The organism is Glaciibacter superstes DSM 21135, assembly GCF_000421145.1.
Lineage (GTDB): Bacteria > Actinomycetota > Actinomycetes > Actinomycetales > Microbacteriaceae > Cryobacterium > Cryobacterium superstes.
Genome location: NZ_ATWH01000005.1, coordinates 67,613 through 83,271 on the forward strand (window position 1 = coordinate 67,613; position 15,659 = coordinate 83,271).

Annotated in this window: 13 protein-coding genes; 4 read left to right on the plus strand and 9 right to left on the minus strand. The window is 61.0% G+C overall.

What is annotated here, in order from left to right:
- Positions 1–8 precede the first annotated feature (8 nt).
- The 7 genes from K323_RS0107960 to K323_RS0107990 form a co-directional block, all read right to left on the minus strand.
- The gene (locus K323_RS0107960; protein ID WP_022884752.1) at positions 9–1,040 is read right to left on the minus strand and encodes a hypothetical protein; all 1,032 of its coding nucleotides are present in this window, start codon (positions 1,038–1,040) and stop codon (positions 9–11) included.
- 12 nt (positions 1,041–1,052) lie between these two features.
- Positions 1,053–3,149 carry a type 1 glutamine amidotransferase family protein gene (locus K323_RS24975; protein ID WP_022884753.1) on the minus strand — a complete coding sequence of 699 codons (2,097 nt, stop codon included), beginning with the start codon at positions 3,147–3,149 and terminating at the stop codon, positions 1,053–1,055.
- A gap of 40 nt (positions 3,150–3,189) precedes the next feature.
- Complete coding sequence (locus K323_RS0107970) at positions 3,190–4,173, minus strand: LacI family DNA-binding transcriptional regulator (RefSeq protein WP_026851399.1); 984 nt, start codon at positions 4,171–4,173, stop codon at positions 3,190–3,192.
- A 41-nt stretch (positions 4,174–4,214) separates the two neighbouring features.
- The gene (locus tag K323_RS0107975) at positions 4,215–5,039 is read right to left on the minus strand and encodes a carbohydrate ABC transporter permease (protein WP_022884755.1); all 825 of its coding nucleotides are present in this window, start codon (positions 5,037–5,039) and stop codon (positions 4,215–4,217) included.
- A complete protein-coding gene (locus K323_RS0107980) occupies positions 5,036–5,962 on the minus strand; it encodes a carbohydrate ABC transporter permease (protein WP_022884756.1) in 927 nt (308 codons plus the stop codon). Before K323_RS0107980 ends, K323_RS0107975 begins: the two co-directional genes overlap by 4 nt.
- A 76-nt stretch (positions 5,963–6,038) precedes the next feature.
- Positions 6,039–7,337 carry an ABC transporter substrate-binding protein gene (locus K323_RS0107985; protein ID WP_084697102.1) on the minus strand — a complete coding sequence of 433 codons (1,299 nt, stop codon included), beginning with the start codon at positions 7,335–7,337 and terminating at the stop codon, positions 6,039–6,041.
- Between the two features lie 118 nt (positions 7,338–7,455).
- Complete coding sequence (locus K323_RS0107990; RefSeq protein ID WP_169515626.1) at positions 7,456–8,367, minus strand: sugar-binding transcriptional regulator; 912 nt, start codon at positions 8,365–8,367, stop codon at positions 7,456–7,458.
- 134 nt (positions 8,368–8,501) lie between these two features.
- Between K323_RS0107990 and K323_RS0107995 the strand changes: the two genes are divergently transcribed.
- Positions 8,502–9,527, plus strand: a complete 1,026-nt coding sequence (locus K323_RS0107995) for an NAD(P)-dependent alcohol dehydrogenase (RefSeq protein WP_022884759.1) — start codon at positions 8,502–8,504, stop codon at positions 9,525–9,527.
- A 233-nt stretch (positions 9,528–9,760) separates the two neighbouring features.
- Here the strand turns inward: K323_RS0107995 and K323_RS28830 are convergent, their stop codons facing one another.
- A complete protein-coding gene (locus tag K323_RS28830) occupies positions 9,761–12,682 on the minus strand; it encodes a DUF5722 domain-containing protein (RefSeq protein ID WP_022884760.1) in 2,922 nt (973 codons plus the stop codon).
- Positions 12,683–13,171: 489 nt separating this feature from the next.
- Here K323_RS28830 and K323_RS0108005 point away from each other — a divergent pair, with 489 nt between their 5' ends.
- Genes K323_RS0108005 through K323_RS28835 form a run of 3 tightly spaced genes read left to right on the plus strand, consistent with a single transcriptional unit; the run spans position 13,172 to position 14,302 of the window.
- The gene (locus K323_RS0108005) at positions 13,172–13,441 is read left to right on the plus strand and encodes a helix-turn-helix domain-containing protein (RefSeq protein ID WP_022884761.1); all 270 of its coding nucleotides are present in this window, start codon (positions 13,172–13,174) and stop codon (positions 13,439–13,441) included.
- Between the two features lie 55 nt (positions 13,442–13,496).
- Complete coding sequence (locus tag K323_RS0108010) at positions 13,497–13,985, plus strand: nucleotidyltransferase family protein (protein ID WP_157509386.1); 489 nt, start codon at positions 13,497–13,499, stop codon at positions 13,983–13,985.
- Positions 13,982–14,302 (plus strand): HepT-like ribonuclease domain-containing protein, encoded by a 321-nt coding sequence (locus K323_RS28835; protein ID WP_022884763.1) that lies wholly within the window; start codon positions 13,982–13,984, stop codon positions 14,300–14,302. Before K323_RS0108010 ends, K323_RS28835 begins: the two co-directional genes overlap by 4 nt.
- Positions 14,303–14,619: 317 nt before the next feature.
- Here the strand turns inward: K323_RS28835 and K323_RS0108025 are convergent, their stop codons facing one another.
- Positions 14,620–15,537, minus strand: coding sequence for a helix-turn-helix transcriptional regulator (locus K323_RS0108025; protein ID WP_022884765.1), 918 nt, complete (start codon positions 15,535–15,537; stop codon positions 14,620–14,622).
- Between the last annotated feature and the right edge of the window lie 122 nt (positions 15,538–15,659).

Genomic DNA, 15,659 nt, shown 5'->3' on the forward strand with positions numbered 1-15,659 from the left:
CGACCCGCTCAGACCGCTGGCGGTCGCGCGCGGATGGCGCTGAGCTTCCCACTTAACGTAACGTCACCAACGCTGTGCGGTAACAGCAGTGATTCGCCTCCTCGAACACGTTGAATGCCGCCGTCCCACGTGAGTTCGCCGGCGCCGTCGAGAACAATGAGCACCGAATATCCGGTATCGAGTAGGACCGACCCGTCTGCGCGGATCCATTCGGCCCTAAAGAAGGGATCAGCCAGTGCAGGAAATAGCTGCGTCACCGTGTCGATGCGATCAGCGCGCTGACGCGTCGCAGTCAGCGTGCTCAGGTCGGCCTTGGTCCAGCCATGCCGGTCCAAGGCCGATAACGCAACCGCGCGATCGAGCCCGAGAAACGCATCTTCCTGCTGTCCGTTCTGTGTCGCTTCGAGCAGGACCGACAGGTCGGTGGGCTCCTGCAACTCCACCAGCGTGATGCCGGGGCCGATCGAATGCGGCACGCCGGCCGGTACAAAGAGCGTACTTCCCTGCCGCAATTCGACGCGGTGCATGGCACCAAGCATCCCTGTGACACCTTGATCACCCACCCATTGCTCAATCTCCCCTTCGCTGACGTCGCGAGTGAAACCGAGATGTGCGTGAGGTGAATCATCATCAATCTCGCGCACTGCGACGACGATCCACGCTTCGGTCTTTCCATGCCCGAGCGACAGGTGTTGTGCGGCGAACCCTGCAGCCGGATGAAAGTGCACGAACAATCGCTCGGCAGTGTCAAGAATCTTCACGAGGATCTCGGTGCTGGCGCCGAAACGCGCAACATGCTCTCGCCCGAGATACCCGATCGGGTCAGCCGTGACGGCATCTCTCAACAACCGACCATCCGGCAGTGATGAGAGGCCGACCCCGCCCCCACTGAAAACCTCGGTCGTCGAAGCGACGAAGTCCTCAGGGTGGAATTCTCCGCGTTGTGTTTCCCGACGGAGACGCGAGATGCCTTCTCCACCACGATAGGTACGCTCGGGTTGATTAGAACTCAGGGCAACCGGTGCCAGTGCGAAAGTCACGATGGTAGCCGCTCAGTGCAGGTGCACAACTGCGTAGCTTGCAATTTCGGGAACGATCACGTGCCATCGTCCTTCGGATATTTCGGTCACGGGCAACTCGACGGTGGCGCGCCCAGGCGCATGCACGGTCGCTCGTGTCACCCGCTTCTGTGAACTGACGCCAAGATTGACGTTGTTGCGCACCCGCACTCGATCCTGGGCCTCGTCGTAGTCATAGTTGACGATGTGGAGGGCGACGCCGTCTTCAATCTCGTGCAAGCTCACAGCGGCGAGTTCGCCCAGATCGGCGATCACATCGACGGGGACTTCTGCAGGCAGTTCGTCGACGGACCTAATCACGGTCGTACCCTCGTGAGTGAGTAGGCGCTCAGCTTCCCCGTTAGCGAGCTCCGTGCCGTAATGGCCGTGCACCACGATTCGCCCACCCCGGTCGAGATACTCGAGAAGCTGGGCGTGCTGACTGCTACTCACGCCCCAGACGTCTGGAAGGACGACGGTGTCGTATCGATCGAGTGACTGGGCGACGGAGTCATTTTCCCGCAAGATCTCGTCGGGGAAGACGACAACATCGAAAGTACGGGTACTACGGCTGAGCGATTCGATGCTCTCCCAATATGACGCAGGGCGGGCGTCCGGCTGAGTAACGATCGGAAACCAGCGATCGCCATCGGCGAATTGGTCTGAATCGATTGCGTTGTCGATCAGGCTATGCACGGAGAAGATCACCGCGGTGAGGTGAGGTGAGACGTTCGAGATCAGAGGATCGATCTGCTTCAGGAACTGCCCGGTTTCCACCACGAGATCTCGCGGAACCCAATAGGAGTCCTTGATCTCAGTGCCGAGCCACGAACCGTACGGGAGAGACATGTTCGCCCCCATCGCACTCGCTTCGAAGATGGTCAGACGAAAGAGATCGCGCGCACGACCCTCCTGCAACTTGGCGAGAAGAAGCGGGGTCACACCCCCATATGGATTCTCCACCGCCACAAGTGGCTTCCCGCGAGAGAGTCCGACACCGTGCCGAAAGTACCAGGGCTGCTGGAAACGAGTCTCACGCATTTCGGTCACGAGCACGTCCACGTGGCTGACCATGGGGTCCCAGTAGGGAGCGAGGTCGTAGAAGTTCCCGCCCACACGGATCTGAACGCCGCGGGAGGCTGCATAATCCTTCGCGAATCGTGCCAGCTCTTCGAACGTGCGGGCAATTGCGATCTGAAGGCTGCGGCTGAAGTGCTTATAGAGGGGGAGCGCACGGGGGTTCTCGCGTGCTTTGTGCCCGCGCTCCAGCAGCCAGGCACGGTAATCGAACGTGGTGAGGTCGACGCCTGCGAGTTCCTCGGGGAGATCGTTCGGTGCCAGCGCCAGAAGATACGAGCGGAACTCGAGAACACAGTCTTTACAGAAACAGCCTCCGTATCGGAGCGCACTCATCGGAGTGTCAGTCTCGTCCAGCTGTATGCCGCGGGCACCTGCATCGATTTGGGTGCGGATCACAGCCTTGAGGTACTCGCGCCACACAGGGTTGTTTCGGTCGGCGTAGTAGCAATCCTGATCACGCACTGCCACCTCGACCCAATGCGCATGGATCGGGGCACCTTCGAGGTCGCGACACGCTACCTCTTCCCAGAGGTCAACGACATCGTCACCATCACTGTTGGTCAGCCCATCAGGAAAGTACGACCGGAAACTTTTCCACGAGGCCGGCCCAGTGTCAGAGCTGAACTCTCGGAGCCCGACGGTACTCTTCGGCGCCACTCCCCGCAGTTCGTTCTGGGCCACGACCTCGCCGCCGACGATCTCGGCCGGGAACTCCCACGCCTGGGACTCGAAAACGATCGCGAAGAGATCGATCGACCGGGCGCGCGAATGGGAGATGAATTCTGAATCGTTGACGTAGCCATAGTGGCGAAAGCGTGCCGGAATCGCGCCGTACGCCTCTTCTTCGAGGTAGGGAAGACTGATCGAGCCCCCGCCGAGACCTGCCCAGACGAGCATGGTTGCGCCCATTTCATCGAGATCATCGATCATGCTCAATCGCCGCGGCGGCATGCTGGGGTGCTGGCAATAGGTCTGTGGTGACCATCCGTCGAAGTAGACGCTGCGTTCCATAGTGGGTGTTCTCCAATACGTTAGTGGTGAGGTTGTTCAGCTAAAGGCGAGAAGTAAACGTGCGCGTGCTCTCACGAACGATCAATTGCGTCGGCAACATGATTTCGGCATCCGCGGCTTCGTTGGAGAGCAACAGCTCGACCGCCGTTCGACTCAGTTCCGCCGAGGGCTGAGCCTGCACAGTCATAGCCGGTTGAGTCAGTCGTGACCACGGAACATCGTCGAAGATCGCGATAGACACGTCGGCGGGATAACGAAGGCCGCGGTCTCGCAGCGCCGCGAGCACTGCCTCGCCGAGCACGTTGTTCGAGGCGACGATGGCGCTCGGGCGTTCGTCGAGTAGACGGAGCGCGTGGGCGTGCGCGGTCTCCCGAATGAAGCCTTGTCGCACTATCAGCAGCTCCACGGCAGGGATACCGGCGCCGGCCAAAGCTGCCCGGTAGCCTTCCTCGCGCAGCCGTCCGCTCGAGACGTCCAGTGGTCCGCCGAGGTAACCGATCCTTTGGTGGCCCAGGTCGATAAGGTGCTGCGTCAGTTCCCTGGCTCCTCCGGCGTTGTCAACGACGACGGAGGGAGCATCAAACCCGTCGATCGTGCGGTCTGCGAACACGATACGCACGCCGAGCGCGCGAGCGGCCTCCCACGATTCGATGTTCTGCCCGGTGGGAAAAGCGATGATGCCGCCCACCCGCTGCTCCAGCAGCAAGTCGATGTAGTCGAGTTCGGACGCGGGGTCCTCACCGCTTGATCCAACGATCACATGGCGGTTGCGAGCTTGCGCTCCCGTGAGAACGCCCTGCGCGAACTCTCCGTAGAACGGATTGGAGAGGTCGGCCACGATGAGCCCGATGGTGTCGGTTTGCTGCCGCTTGAGCCCGCGGCCAAGCGCGCTCGACCGGTAGCGAAGTTCGCGGGCGGCATCCTGAACGCGGGCACGTGTCGCTGCTGACACATGGTGGCCATCGGACAGCGCACGGGACACCGTTCCGAGTCCCACTCCCGCAGCGACAGCGATTTCCTTCATGGTCGGCGGCCGGTTGGGCCGTCCAGGAGCTCCATCGGCCGTCATCCCTTGACCGCGCCCTCGAGCACACCGCGAACGAACTGCTTTCGGAAGAGCAGGTAGACAAGAAGCGGAAGAGCGGTCGCCACGGCGAGCACAGCCATCTGCACGGCAATTTGCGACGTTGACCGGCCTGCGAATTGCAGCACGCCGACGGGCACGGTGTAAAGGTCGGGGCTTTGAATGTAGACGAGCGGATAGATGAAGTCGTTCCACACCCAGATGACGTTGAAGATCACCACCGTAGCCAGTGACGGGCGTGCCAGCGGCAGCAGTACCTGCCAGAAGATCCGAGGGTGCGACGCCCCGTCCATGGTGGCTGCTTCACGGAGTTCTTTCGGAACCGAATCGAAGAAGTTACGCAGAACCAGAATTCCAAACGGCGTCCACCCGCAGTAGGTCACGACGAGCGCGAGCAGTGAATCCTGGATATCGAGCACCTCGACCCAGCGGTAGCCCGCGATGACAAGGGCCTGGGGCGGAACCATCAGGCCGACGATGAGGAGGCCGAACCAGAATTGCTTTCCGCGGAACTCGAAGGTGGAGAAGCCATACGCGGCGACGGCCGCGAGTGCGGCGATGAGCACAACACTCAACACATTGACAATCGCGCTGTTGGTGATCCAATCCAGTAGTCGACCATCCTGGATCAGGAATACGTAGTTGTCGAAGCTCCAGCGACCGCCGAGGCCGAACGGGTCTGAGAGTGCCGAACTGTTGTCGCGGAACGAAATCGTCCCCATCCAGAAGAGCGGATAGACGATGGTGAGCGCGAGCAGGCCCAACAGGACATAACGGATGCCGGGGCGGAGAATTTTCGTTCTCATTTTGAGTCTCCGCTCTTTCGGTCTGCGCGGCTCTGTCTGGTGTAGAAGAACGCAAGTATCAGCGTGATCACGAGCAGCACGACGAGGATCGCGCTGCCGTAGCCGACCTGGTTTCCGCTGAACGCTTGGAAGAACGCCCACGTGGACAGCACTTCGGTGGCATGGTTGGGGCCCCCACCGGTGCTGACGTAGATCGTGGCAAAGACCTTCAAGCTATCGATGGCTGCGAGCAGTACCACCAGCTTGATGGTGTCCGCGAGCATAGGGATGGTGACGTAGATGGTTTCTTTCCAGCTCCCGGCGCCGTCAACCTTTGCTGCTTCGAAGACATCTCCGGGAAGCGATGACATGCTCGACAAAAAGATGAAGAGATAGAGCCCGAATCCCACCCAGACATCGAGAAAGATCAGGATCGGAAGTGCTCGCGACGGATCGGCGAGCCACGAACCCGCGAACGAGCCAAGTCCGATAGATGTCAGGAGAGGGTTGATCAGTCCGTTGTTTGGATCGAGCACGAACTTGAGCACGATTCCCACGACGACCAGAGAGAGGGTTGTCGGCACCAGGAAGATTCCCTGGAACAGGTTGCTGAGAGGAAACGCGCGTCGGAACGCCAGCGCGAGCGCGAGGGCGAGCACGGTTTTCAGAACCACGGAGCCGAGGAGGAAGGCGACATTGTGCACGAGAGCCTGCAAGAAGACAGTGTCTTTTGCGAGCCGAATGTAGTTGTCGATTCCGTTGGTGCGGATCTGGTCGTAGCTGAAACCGTTCCAGTCCGTAAAGCTCAGCAGCACCGTGAGCAGCAGCGGGATGAGGAGGAAGGCGATGAAGAAGAAATACCCGGGAATTATCCAGGCGAACGCTTTCGCTGACGAGCCCTTCCGCCTTGGCTTCTTCGTCGCGACCACAGTTGTGCTTGTCATCTTTACCACGCGAGTTTCTGTTGGTGTGGGGCGCGGGCCGCTACTGCGACCCGCGCCTTGAGGATGTGTCAAGCGGCTATCCGGCTACCTGGGCAGCTGCGGCCTGCACCGATGTCACGAAGTCCGACGGCGTCATGGTGCCCGCGGCGACGGCAGTCGCCCCGTTGTACATCGCCTGGTCGCCGACTGCGGGTTCAACAAGGCCCTCGAAGTACGTGATGAAGCCTTGTCCGCCGCTTTCGAACGCGGCTGCTGCCTGGTCCCACGCCGGCTTCAGCCCGTCGGGCAGAGAAGCTTCTGACCCCGCAATCAGGTTCATCGCAGAAGCCTCGGAGAACAGTTTCCCGGTTGACTTTTGCGCGAGGTAGTCGAGGAACGCGTATGAGGCTTCGGTATCCTCCACGGCTGAGGGGATACCAAAGCCCTCGTTGACCCCACCGAGCTGTTCAACCGATGGAGCGGACGGATCGATCTGCGGGAACGCGGCACCCTGCACTTCGAACGGCGGTGGCGTTTCAGCAATCGTCTGTTCGAACCACGAACCGGTCTGCATGAAGGCCGCCTTCCCAGAAAGGAACAGCGACATCATCGAGTTGTAGTCCGAACCCGCAACTCCCTCGGGGAACACCCCCGCGTTCGCGAGTGACGCCAGGTCTTCGGCCGCTTGAAGGAAGCAGGGGTCATCCCACGTGACACCGTCTTGTGCCGCAGCTGCGTTGATGGTGTCGATGCCGCAGCGCTGGATGGCCAGGAGATACCACCACTGCGCGGCTTGCCACCCTTCGCCACTGTAGAGGGACACGGCACTGACACCCGTGCCCTTCAGCTTGGCTGCGATGTCAATGAAGTCGCTGACCTTGGTCGGCATCTGGATGTCGTACTGCTTCAGGATCTCTGGATTCGCGTAGAGGACGTTGCTTGTGTAGAGGTCGAGGGGGATGCAGTAGACCTTGCCTTCGTACGAACAGAGGCTCTTCACCGACTGGCTGTCCGCGTATGAGAATGAGTCTTTGTTGCTCTCCCACCACTCTGTGATGTCGGTCAGGAGACCGGCCTTGGCATAATCCTCCGTCTGTTTGAACCCCTCGAACTGGAGGACTGCCGGCGGATTCTTGCCAGAGATGCCGGTTCTGACCACCGTGTCGGCTTCGCCGTCTGCGAGCTGGCGATTCGTGAACTCGGCGTCAGGGTGTTCCTCGTTGTATCCGTCGACCACAGCTTGCATCGCTTCATTACCGGAACCGGACAATTGGTGCCAGACGGCGAGTTTTGTTGACCCGCCACCCCCGCCGTTCGCCAGACCGCAGCCACTGAGCATCAGAGCAGCAGACACCGCTGCACCCGTGATCAGTAAGAACCTAGCCTTCCTTTTCATTGCATTCACCTCTTCGTGTCGGGATGGCCTGGGCAGACCGGGAACGTTTCCAACCGATAGAAGAACACACTGATAAGTCAATCGTCAAACTTCCGTGCTCAGATGAGCGCGGCCCGGCTTACGCGCTGAGCAGTCGTCGTGCCAACTCGCAATCTGTGACAAGTGAGTCGATGACTCCCGATGCGATCGCGACTCGCACCGCCTCTGTCTTGTTCTCGCCGCCCGCCACACCGATCACCTCGCCGATGGCTCGCAACTGCTCTGTTGAGGCAGCGATGCAGAGTTCCGCGATGTCATCGACTACCCGACCGCGCGTGTCGATGAGCGTCGCGCCGATCTCTGCTTGGACGCCCCGTTCCAGAAGCTGTTGACGCCGTTCGCCTCCGATTGCGGCATTGTGATACATCTCAGAGTCGGGCGGAGCCCAACTGCCGATGGCGACCATTGCGAGCGTCACACGGTTGATCTGCTCCAGCGAATTCTGTACGTCGATCTGGCGTCGGATGGCACGCGCGGAGGCTTTGTCGGATGCCACCAGCGGAGCGTACAGCGTGAAAGCATTGCCTTCCGCGGCGCGACTGACACGGCGAATGACGTCGACTGCGGTGCTTTGGATAGGGCCGGCGACGCCTGCCAATTGCACAACGTCACAGTGGGAGATGTTCGTAAGCGTCCGCGCCATAACGCTCATTGTGCGCCCGGCGGTCAAGCCAATCACGTCGCCATCGACGGCAATCTCCGACAGGAGCAGAGCGGCAACTCGACCGAGGTACTGTTGCACGAGCTCCGGTGATTCGACCGGCGTCGCCACGGCGAGCGCACGGCGAAGTCCGAAAGCGTCCTGGAGTCGCTTGGAAAGATCGGCATCGACCGGGCCAGGCGCGCGAACAGTGATGTTGACCATGCCCGCCTCGCGCGCATCGTCAAGCATGCGGGCAACCCTGAATCGGCTCACGCCCATTTCGGCTGCGATTTCAACACGTGAGCGGCCGTCGATGTAATGGCGTTTGGCGGCGAATGCGAGTTTCACTGATTCCTCTGGACCCATGGGTGGGACTCCTTTGCGCTCAGATGAGCGGACATGTTGTGAATATGTGAACGGTCGAAGTTATAGTAACCGTGCCCACCGCTACGAATCGCGCTATGCCGCCAGGAGAACCAAACATGTCATCGAAGAATCCGACAATGCGAGCCAGCATTCTCAGCCGAGCAGGTCAGGTGGGTGTCGAGAATATCGACGTACCGCAGATCGATGGCGACCAGGTTCTGGTGCGCGTAGCGGCCGTCGGCGTCTGCGGTTCAGACGTGCACTATTTCCAAGAGGGAAGAATCGGAGACTTTGTTGTCGATCAGCCGCTGATCCTCGGCCACGAGGCATCCGGCACGATCGTCGCCGTTGGCAGCCTGATCTCTGAAACCCGTGTCGGCGAAAGGGTATCGATCGAACCTCAGCGCGCCTGTCGGATCTGCGAGCAATGCAAGAACGGCCGCTACAACTTGTGCGCGGCGATGGAGTTCTACGCGACGCCTCCCATCGACGGAGCATTCGCGGAATATGTGGCAATTCAGGCCGACTATGCGTATCCGATTCCCGCCTCCATGAGTTTGGATGCCGCAGCTTTGTGTGAGCCGTTGTCTGTCGGAATTTGGGCGAATCAGAAGGCGCACACACGGCCCGGTTCACGGATTCTGATCGCGGGAGCCGGACCCATCGGGATCATCATCACGCAGGTCGCTTCCGCCTTCGGCGCAAGCGAAATTATCGTGAGTGACCCGGTTGCCGACCGACGCGCCAGCGCCAAGCGGTTCGGTGCAACCCGAGTGATTGATCCAATGGTCGAAGATATCGCGACGTCGGGCCTCGAAGTGGATGCCTTCATTGACGCTTCTGGAGCAGCGCCAGCGGTGCGAGCCGGAGTCATGGCGGTTGCGCCGGCTGGCCGGATCGTGCTCGTCGGTATGGGTGCAGACGACGTTGAGCTCCCCGTTTCGCGGATCCAGAATCGGGAACTCGAACTGACCGGGGTGTTTCGTTACGCCAATACCTGGCCTCTCGCGATCGAACTGGTGTCGTCTGGTCGCGTAGACCTCGACGCTCTTGTCACTGGACGATTTGGCCTCGACGACGTTGAGTCTGCGCTCAATGCGGCAGGCGATCCGGCGACATTGAAAGCGATCGTCGTTCCGTAGAGTTCCTGTGATGCGCGAGGGGCTCTACACGTGAGCGTGCACGTGTGGGCATGCAGTGAAATTCGCGATGCTTTCTTAATCGATTCACGCGAGGAGTCTGCCGTGCCCGGCATGGGGTGACCTTGAGCGTGCGGGGTACGCACGAGTGCGGCCACATCGTCTGTCTGAGTGTTCAGACCGACGATGTGACCGCACGGGTGCGACGCGCTGGCCTCCCCGGGCCCCGGTGTCGACTAGTTCGTGAAGTACCCCACATCGTCGATCTGGAACTTGGGAACCCAATTGGGATAGTCGGTCCCGATCGCGGCGAACGAGACCTCGAACGAGATCACGGCACTGCGCGAGTCCCAATCGCTCACATCGATCGACAGTTCATTCCATTTGTCCGGTGAGAACTCGGTGTTCTTCTGCGTCACGGTGGTGCCGTCCGCAGCGGTCAACGTGAACGTGGCCACATACCCGGTGGCACCCGGAGCACCGCCGTACGAGTCCGCCCACACGTACACCGACTTCGCCTCGCTCAGATCGACCGGTTTCGCCGGTGTCGCCGAAATGACCCGCGGAGTCGTCGCTGGAGTGGGCGAGCTCGTTGCTTCGAGCGCTCCGACGCCGCCGTGCGGCGTACCTGGGCCGTTGGCAAAACTCGTGACCCGGGCGATGGAGTCGACTTCTGCTCCGGCCTCCCAGCCCTGCGTATCGACTTCGAAGTCGTACGCCCCGTTCGGCGCAGGTGGAGGTATCGTCACCGTCGCCTTGACGGTGTCACGTCCGAGACTCACACAGAGCGTGCTCGCGTCACCGCGAACTGCACTGACGGTGAAGTCCACCGTGGCAACGCCTCCTGTCGGCGTTTGAGGGATATGCGCAGCATTCCCGCGCACGTCGAAATCACCGCAGTCGTCCGGGATACGCACGGCACCACGGAGCGTATCCACGTCCAGGTTGGTGAGAGTCACCGTCAGCTTCGACCCGACGAGTTCTGCACTGTCCGTTGCGGCAGCAACCACAACGTTCGGAGACTGGGACTTGCCGACCGACTCCGACAGCGAGACTGACTTGATATCGAAGGACGTCACCGGTTCGGATGTCCCGGTGCCGCGAACCATGACCTTCAGCCTGGCCAGGCTGTCACCTGCAACCGCCTCCGGCAGTTGCAGCGCGACGGAATGGAACTCGCCATCGGCCAGAACCCGGGCCTCACCCTCGACCACCTGGCCGGAGGATGTCGTTGCCCTGATCCCTGCGAATATTTCTGTGCCCAGTTCGGTATCGGCCGGAATCCTGACGGAGGCACTGAGCCAGCCGCTGGCCGCAATCGCGTCATCCTCCGTGAACGTCTTGGCGACGCTTCGCCGCTGCTTGGCGAATTTTTCAGGCGCGTCGACGACGTGCAGTACGCCGTCGCCTGCGGTCGCCTCAGCCACGTTGTCTGATGGCTCCCAGCCGTTCTCGTCGCTGTCAAACGAACCCAGCGAATCGGAGCCACTTTCTCGCCCGTCGACGCGTGTTCCCACGGTGGTCGTGATCGGCCGCTCGTCAAGCACGGCCGGGTCGAAACCGTCGATCACATCTGCCCAGTCATCGATCCCGATGATTTCCTTGGCGAACTCCGTAACCTCGAGCGAGCGTGCCGTGTCGATGTACTTGAACACGTCATAGCTGTACTTCTGACGCAACGGCGCATTCGGGCTGTCCGTCGTGTAGTCGGACGCCCACAGGCCCAGATTCAATCCGCCCTCCAATTGGTGATCGACGTGGCGGTGCAGGATGAAACTGTCGATCGACGGCAGGAATCGAATCTTGTAATAGGCGTATGCGAAGCATGCTGCCTGCAATTTCTCCGCGTCAGGAGTGAGATTGCTGCCCGGTCCAGGTGAGTGACAGCCCTGCTCCGAGAGAATGATCCGGCGTGGTTCGCCCTCGTACATCAGTTCGCTCGATGCCAAGTATTCCGGAAGAACCTGGATGTTCTTGAATGTGATCAGCTTGCTGTCGACACTGTCTGTCGCATTCGTGTCATTCCAGACATCGGGCTTGAACAGGTCTTGGGGATACGGGTGGAACGCGAGGAACCACGGGAAGTCGCCGCCCGATTTCGAGATCGCGTTCAGCTTGTCGATCACGTCTCTAGACGGATAGAAGCGGGTCGCATTTCCCCCGGCCGGAACCGTCCAGTGCTGTGTCAACGAGGTGTATGTGCGCGCTTTGTCGTAGTACTTGCGCGATGACAGCGACATGATGCGCAACGCACGCGAATAGTCATTCAGGAACTCGTCGATCGTCTTCTCGCCCGAGTTCGACCAGATCCACTGCGCGTCGACCTCGTTGCCGACGATGAAACCGACGGCACGCCCGAACTCCTCATCGGTACGCGACCAGCGGCTCGCGATGAACTCCATCGCAGCTGTCGTGTACTTCATGCCTTTGTCGGTGGCGGTGTTGAACCCGAACACAGGTCCGGCGCCGGGCTCGCGTGAGGCATCTGGGTGAATCAGGATGTTTGCAGCGCTGTCTGGCTCGTCATCGTGTTCGTAAAGGAGCACGATCAAGTTGACCAGGGTGCCGTTGTCCGACACCGCCTTGATCTGTGTATCGAGCGCTTCGACTTCGGCGGCGTCGAAATAGTATTCCTGGCCGCCGCTGGCGAAGGCGATGTTGTCGTCGCTCGTCTTCTTGTTCAGCATGATGGCGGCCAGGTCGAGGTTGATCGCTGCGTGTTGCACACCGAGGCTCTCAGCATCGTCTGACATCTGCACCTGAAGGCCCTTTTTGTCCAGCACCTGAGGAAAGTCCGCCGTAGTTGCCGGTGTCAACTGCAGGTCGTCTGCGAAGTGCGGCGCACCGATCGCAGTGCCATCGACTGCCGCGGTGAACTGCCCGTAGAGGCTGTCGGTTCCGTCTGCCTGAAGGCGTGGCCCCTCGACAGAGAATGAGCCGTCTGCACCGGCAACGGTGGTGCCGAACTCCTGCGCGTCTTCGGTGGTCGCGGCTGAGTGTGCGCTCGAGACGAACACGTCAACGTCGGTGCCGGCCTGCTCAGCGCCGACCGAGCCGGCGACGGTGATCACTTCGTCTGCCACAGCGACGGATGCGACGCCAGCGCTTGATTCGGCAGCTGGCTGCGGAACGTCAGTCGGCTGTGGTGACTCAGGCACCTGTGTTTCGGTCGGCTGTGGTGTTTCAGACGGCTGTGCTGTTTCAGACGGCTGTGTTACAGGCGGCTCGGTTTCGCTCTGCAGAACAGAGTGCTCCGCTGGTCGTGGCGAAGCTGCCGCTGCCCCCGCGGAGACACCGCTCAGAAGCAGGGCCGCTGTCGTGGCAATCGCCGCGATTCCCCTGAATCGTTTTCTACCCGTGTGCATGACTTTCCTTCCCGCCAGGGCGGAGCCCATTTCGCGTCTACACAGCCTGTCGTCCCCCGTTCGCGGGGGCAATGAATCGCGTGAACACTGGCCGCAAGTGGACACACCGGGGCAGCGCGGCGACAATCGACCACCAGGCGCAGTCGTCTGGCGAGGTGTGTGCACTTGACAGATCACTGGTATTTCCGAAATCCTAATGAAACGTTTTACATACTCGTCGGCACTGACCATCCGGCGAGGGATGAGCCAGTAGGTCGCTCGACTCGACGAAGAGGAACATCAGTGACAGTCACCGCCGCGCGCCGGCCAGCGCAGCTGATTGAGCCCGTGCAATCGAGTGGGCCAGCGCGGTCGAGTGGGCCAGCGCTGGATGCCAGCGACCTGCGCATTCTCACGATGGTCGCTGACGGTCATCAGATCGATGTTGTCGCGCAGCGACTCAATCTTTCGAGCAGGACTGTGCGGCGTCGCACGAAAGCCATGTGCGATCGATTCGGCGCGCGCGCCCCGATCCAGGTCGCCGTCTGGGCAGCTCGCCACGGCTTGATCTAAAGGGCAGGCACTGCACGCTGCCCGGATTATCTACTAATGCGATAGTATTTGCTATATGAGCGGAGACGCGCGGATGGCCGAGCAGTTGCGCTCGCAGGGGCGCGCTGCCGATGAACTGCATGAGCGCTCTCGTCGCGTACTGGTGGAGGCAGCGAGGTCTGGCTCCCTGGCGGGGTTGACGCAACGAGAGATCGCGGCAGCGATCGGGCGAAGTCAACCTGAGGTATCTCGCCTTCTGCGTTTTCACGGTAGTTCGCCTCTCGCTCGGGAGCTCACTCGAAACCGCAAGGCGGTTGTCGATATGGCGATGGCGCACGGGGCAAAGAATCTCCGCGTATTTGGCAGTGTTGCTCTCGGGACTGACGACTCCGAATCAGACATCGATCTGCTCGTAGATGTCGCACCGGGGACCAGCCTGTTCGCCTTGGCCCGTCTGGAAATCGCGCTCGGTGAGCTGCTCGGCGCCGACGTGGACATTGTGTCGGCGAGCAGCCTACGCTCACATCTGGAGGACCGTGTGATGCGCGAAGCGATACCGCTGTGAGCAGATCGGACGAGGAACTCGTGCGCGAGGCTCTCGACCATATCGACGTACTCCGGCGACACCTCGAGCGAGGCGACCTTGCAGATCAAACCATCGCCGATGCCGTCAGCCTGCGGCTCGCTTCCGCGATCGAAGCAATCTCGACTACGAGTGCGTCCTTTCGCCAGAACCATTTCGGTGACGAGTGGAAGGTAATTTGGGCTACTCGCAATCGCATTGCGCATGGCTATGCCTACATTGATCTGACGATCATCCGGGACACTGTCGAGCAGGACCTGCCGGGATTCGAAAGCGAGCTGCGAGCTAGTGTCCAGTGAAGTCTGCCAGCATCCTCCTCCGCATCCGTTCCTGTCCCCGGATTCGGAGAATTCGGCGACGCGCCGCCTGTAAGAGCGCGACGCGCTGTGCACCGCCCGCATCTTCCGAATCGGGGGACTGCCGCAGCACGATGGTCGCTGACGGTCATCAGATCGATGTTGTCGCGCAGCGACTCAATCTTTCGAGCAGGACTGTGCGGCGTCGCACGAAAGCCATGTGCGATCGATTCGGCGCGCGCGCCCCGATCCAGGTCGCCGTCTGGGCAGCTCGCCACGGCTTGATCTAAAGGGCAGGCACTGCACGCTGCCGGGATTATCTACGGGCGGAGTTGTTCTTTGGCGTACCGGCTGGGCGGCACGGCGTGCACCGCGGTGAATACCCGCGAGAAGTAGAGCGGGTCGGCGTAACCGACCAGGCGCGCGACTTCGTTCACGCGCAGGCCGCTGGTTCGAAGCAGGAGCGCAGCCTCCTGCATCCGTCGCCGGCGCGACCACGACAGCACGGAGAGCCCGGTGTAGCGGGCAAAGAGCCGCTCCGCGGTGGTCGAGCTGCACTGGCCAACCCTGGCGACCTCGGCGACCGTCAGGTGGCGATCCAGATTGGCGAGGATATGGTCGATCATCAGTTCGAGAACCGTGGGCACGGCTTTAGCGGTCGCACCCCCTTCTCCCCACTCGGCGCTCTCTTCGAAGATCAATGACGCGAGCGAGCGCATCGCGGGCTCGCTCACGCGCTCCGCGAGAAAGCGCTCAATGCAGTACGAGGCGAGCGTGATCACGTTGCGACCAGAGACCGCGCGACTCGAGAGCGCTACGGCCGGGCCGGGCTGGGCAGGGCCGCGGCGCCATGCGGCGTCGATGAGTGGATCGGAAGTTCCAACACCAACCCGGAAATCCACGGGAACGGAAGCGTCATGCTCCGGGATTAGATGAATGGTGCCGACCTGGAAAGGGGAGAGCGGATCGGGTCGATAGTCGACCTCGTGCTTCCAGGGCAACCGCAGAATGGTATTGCTCGTCAGGGCGAAACTCTCACCGCCACTGACAATCGTTCCCGAGCCCTGCACCACCCACACGAAAGACACGCTTTCGACGTGCGAATGACGGATGTGCTGGCCCGAGCGGAATCGATACCAGTTCGCGGCGACGACCACCGGTCCGCCGTGGTGAGCCCCTGCGTCGTATTCTCCATCACGTAGAAGTGGGATCGATCCGTCCGCGCTCGCGGTCTCCATATGATCACTGTACCCCGGCCGCTCTTACGCCTAAATACGGTGTCGCTGATGGTCGAAATATCCATGTTTTGCTACCTGGAGCCATGGCCGCCATCGGGTCGGCGCTCCTAGCCTGTGAAGGT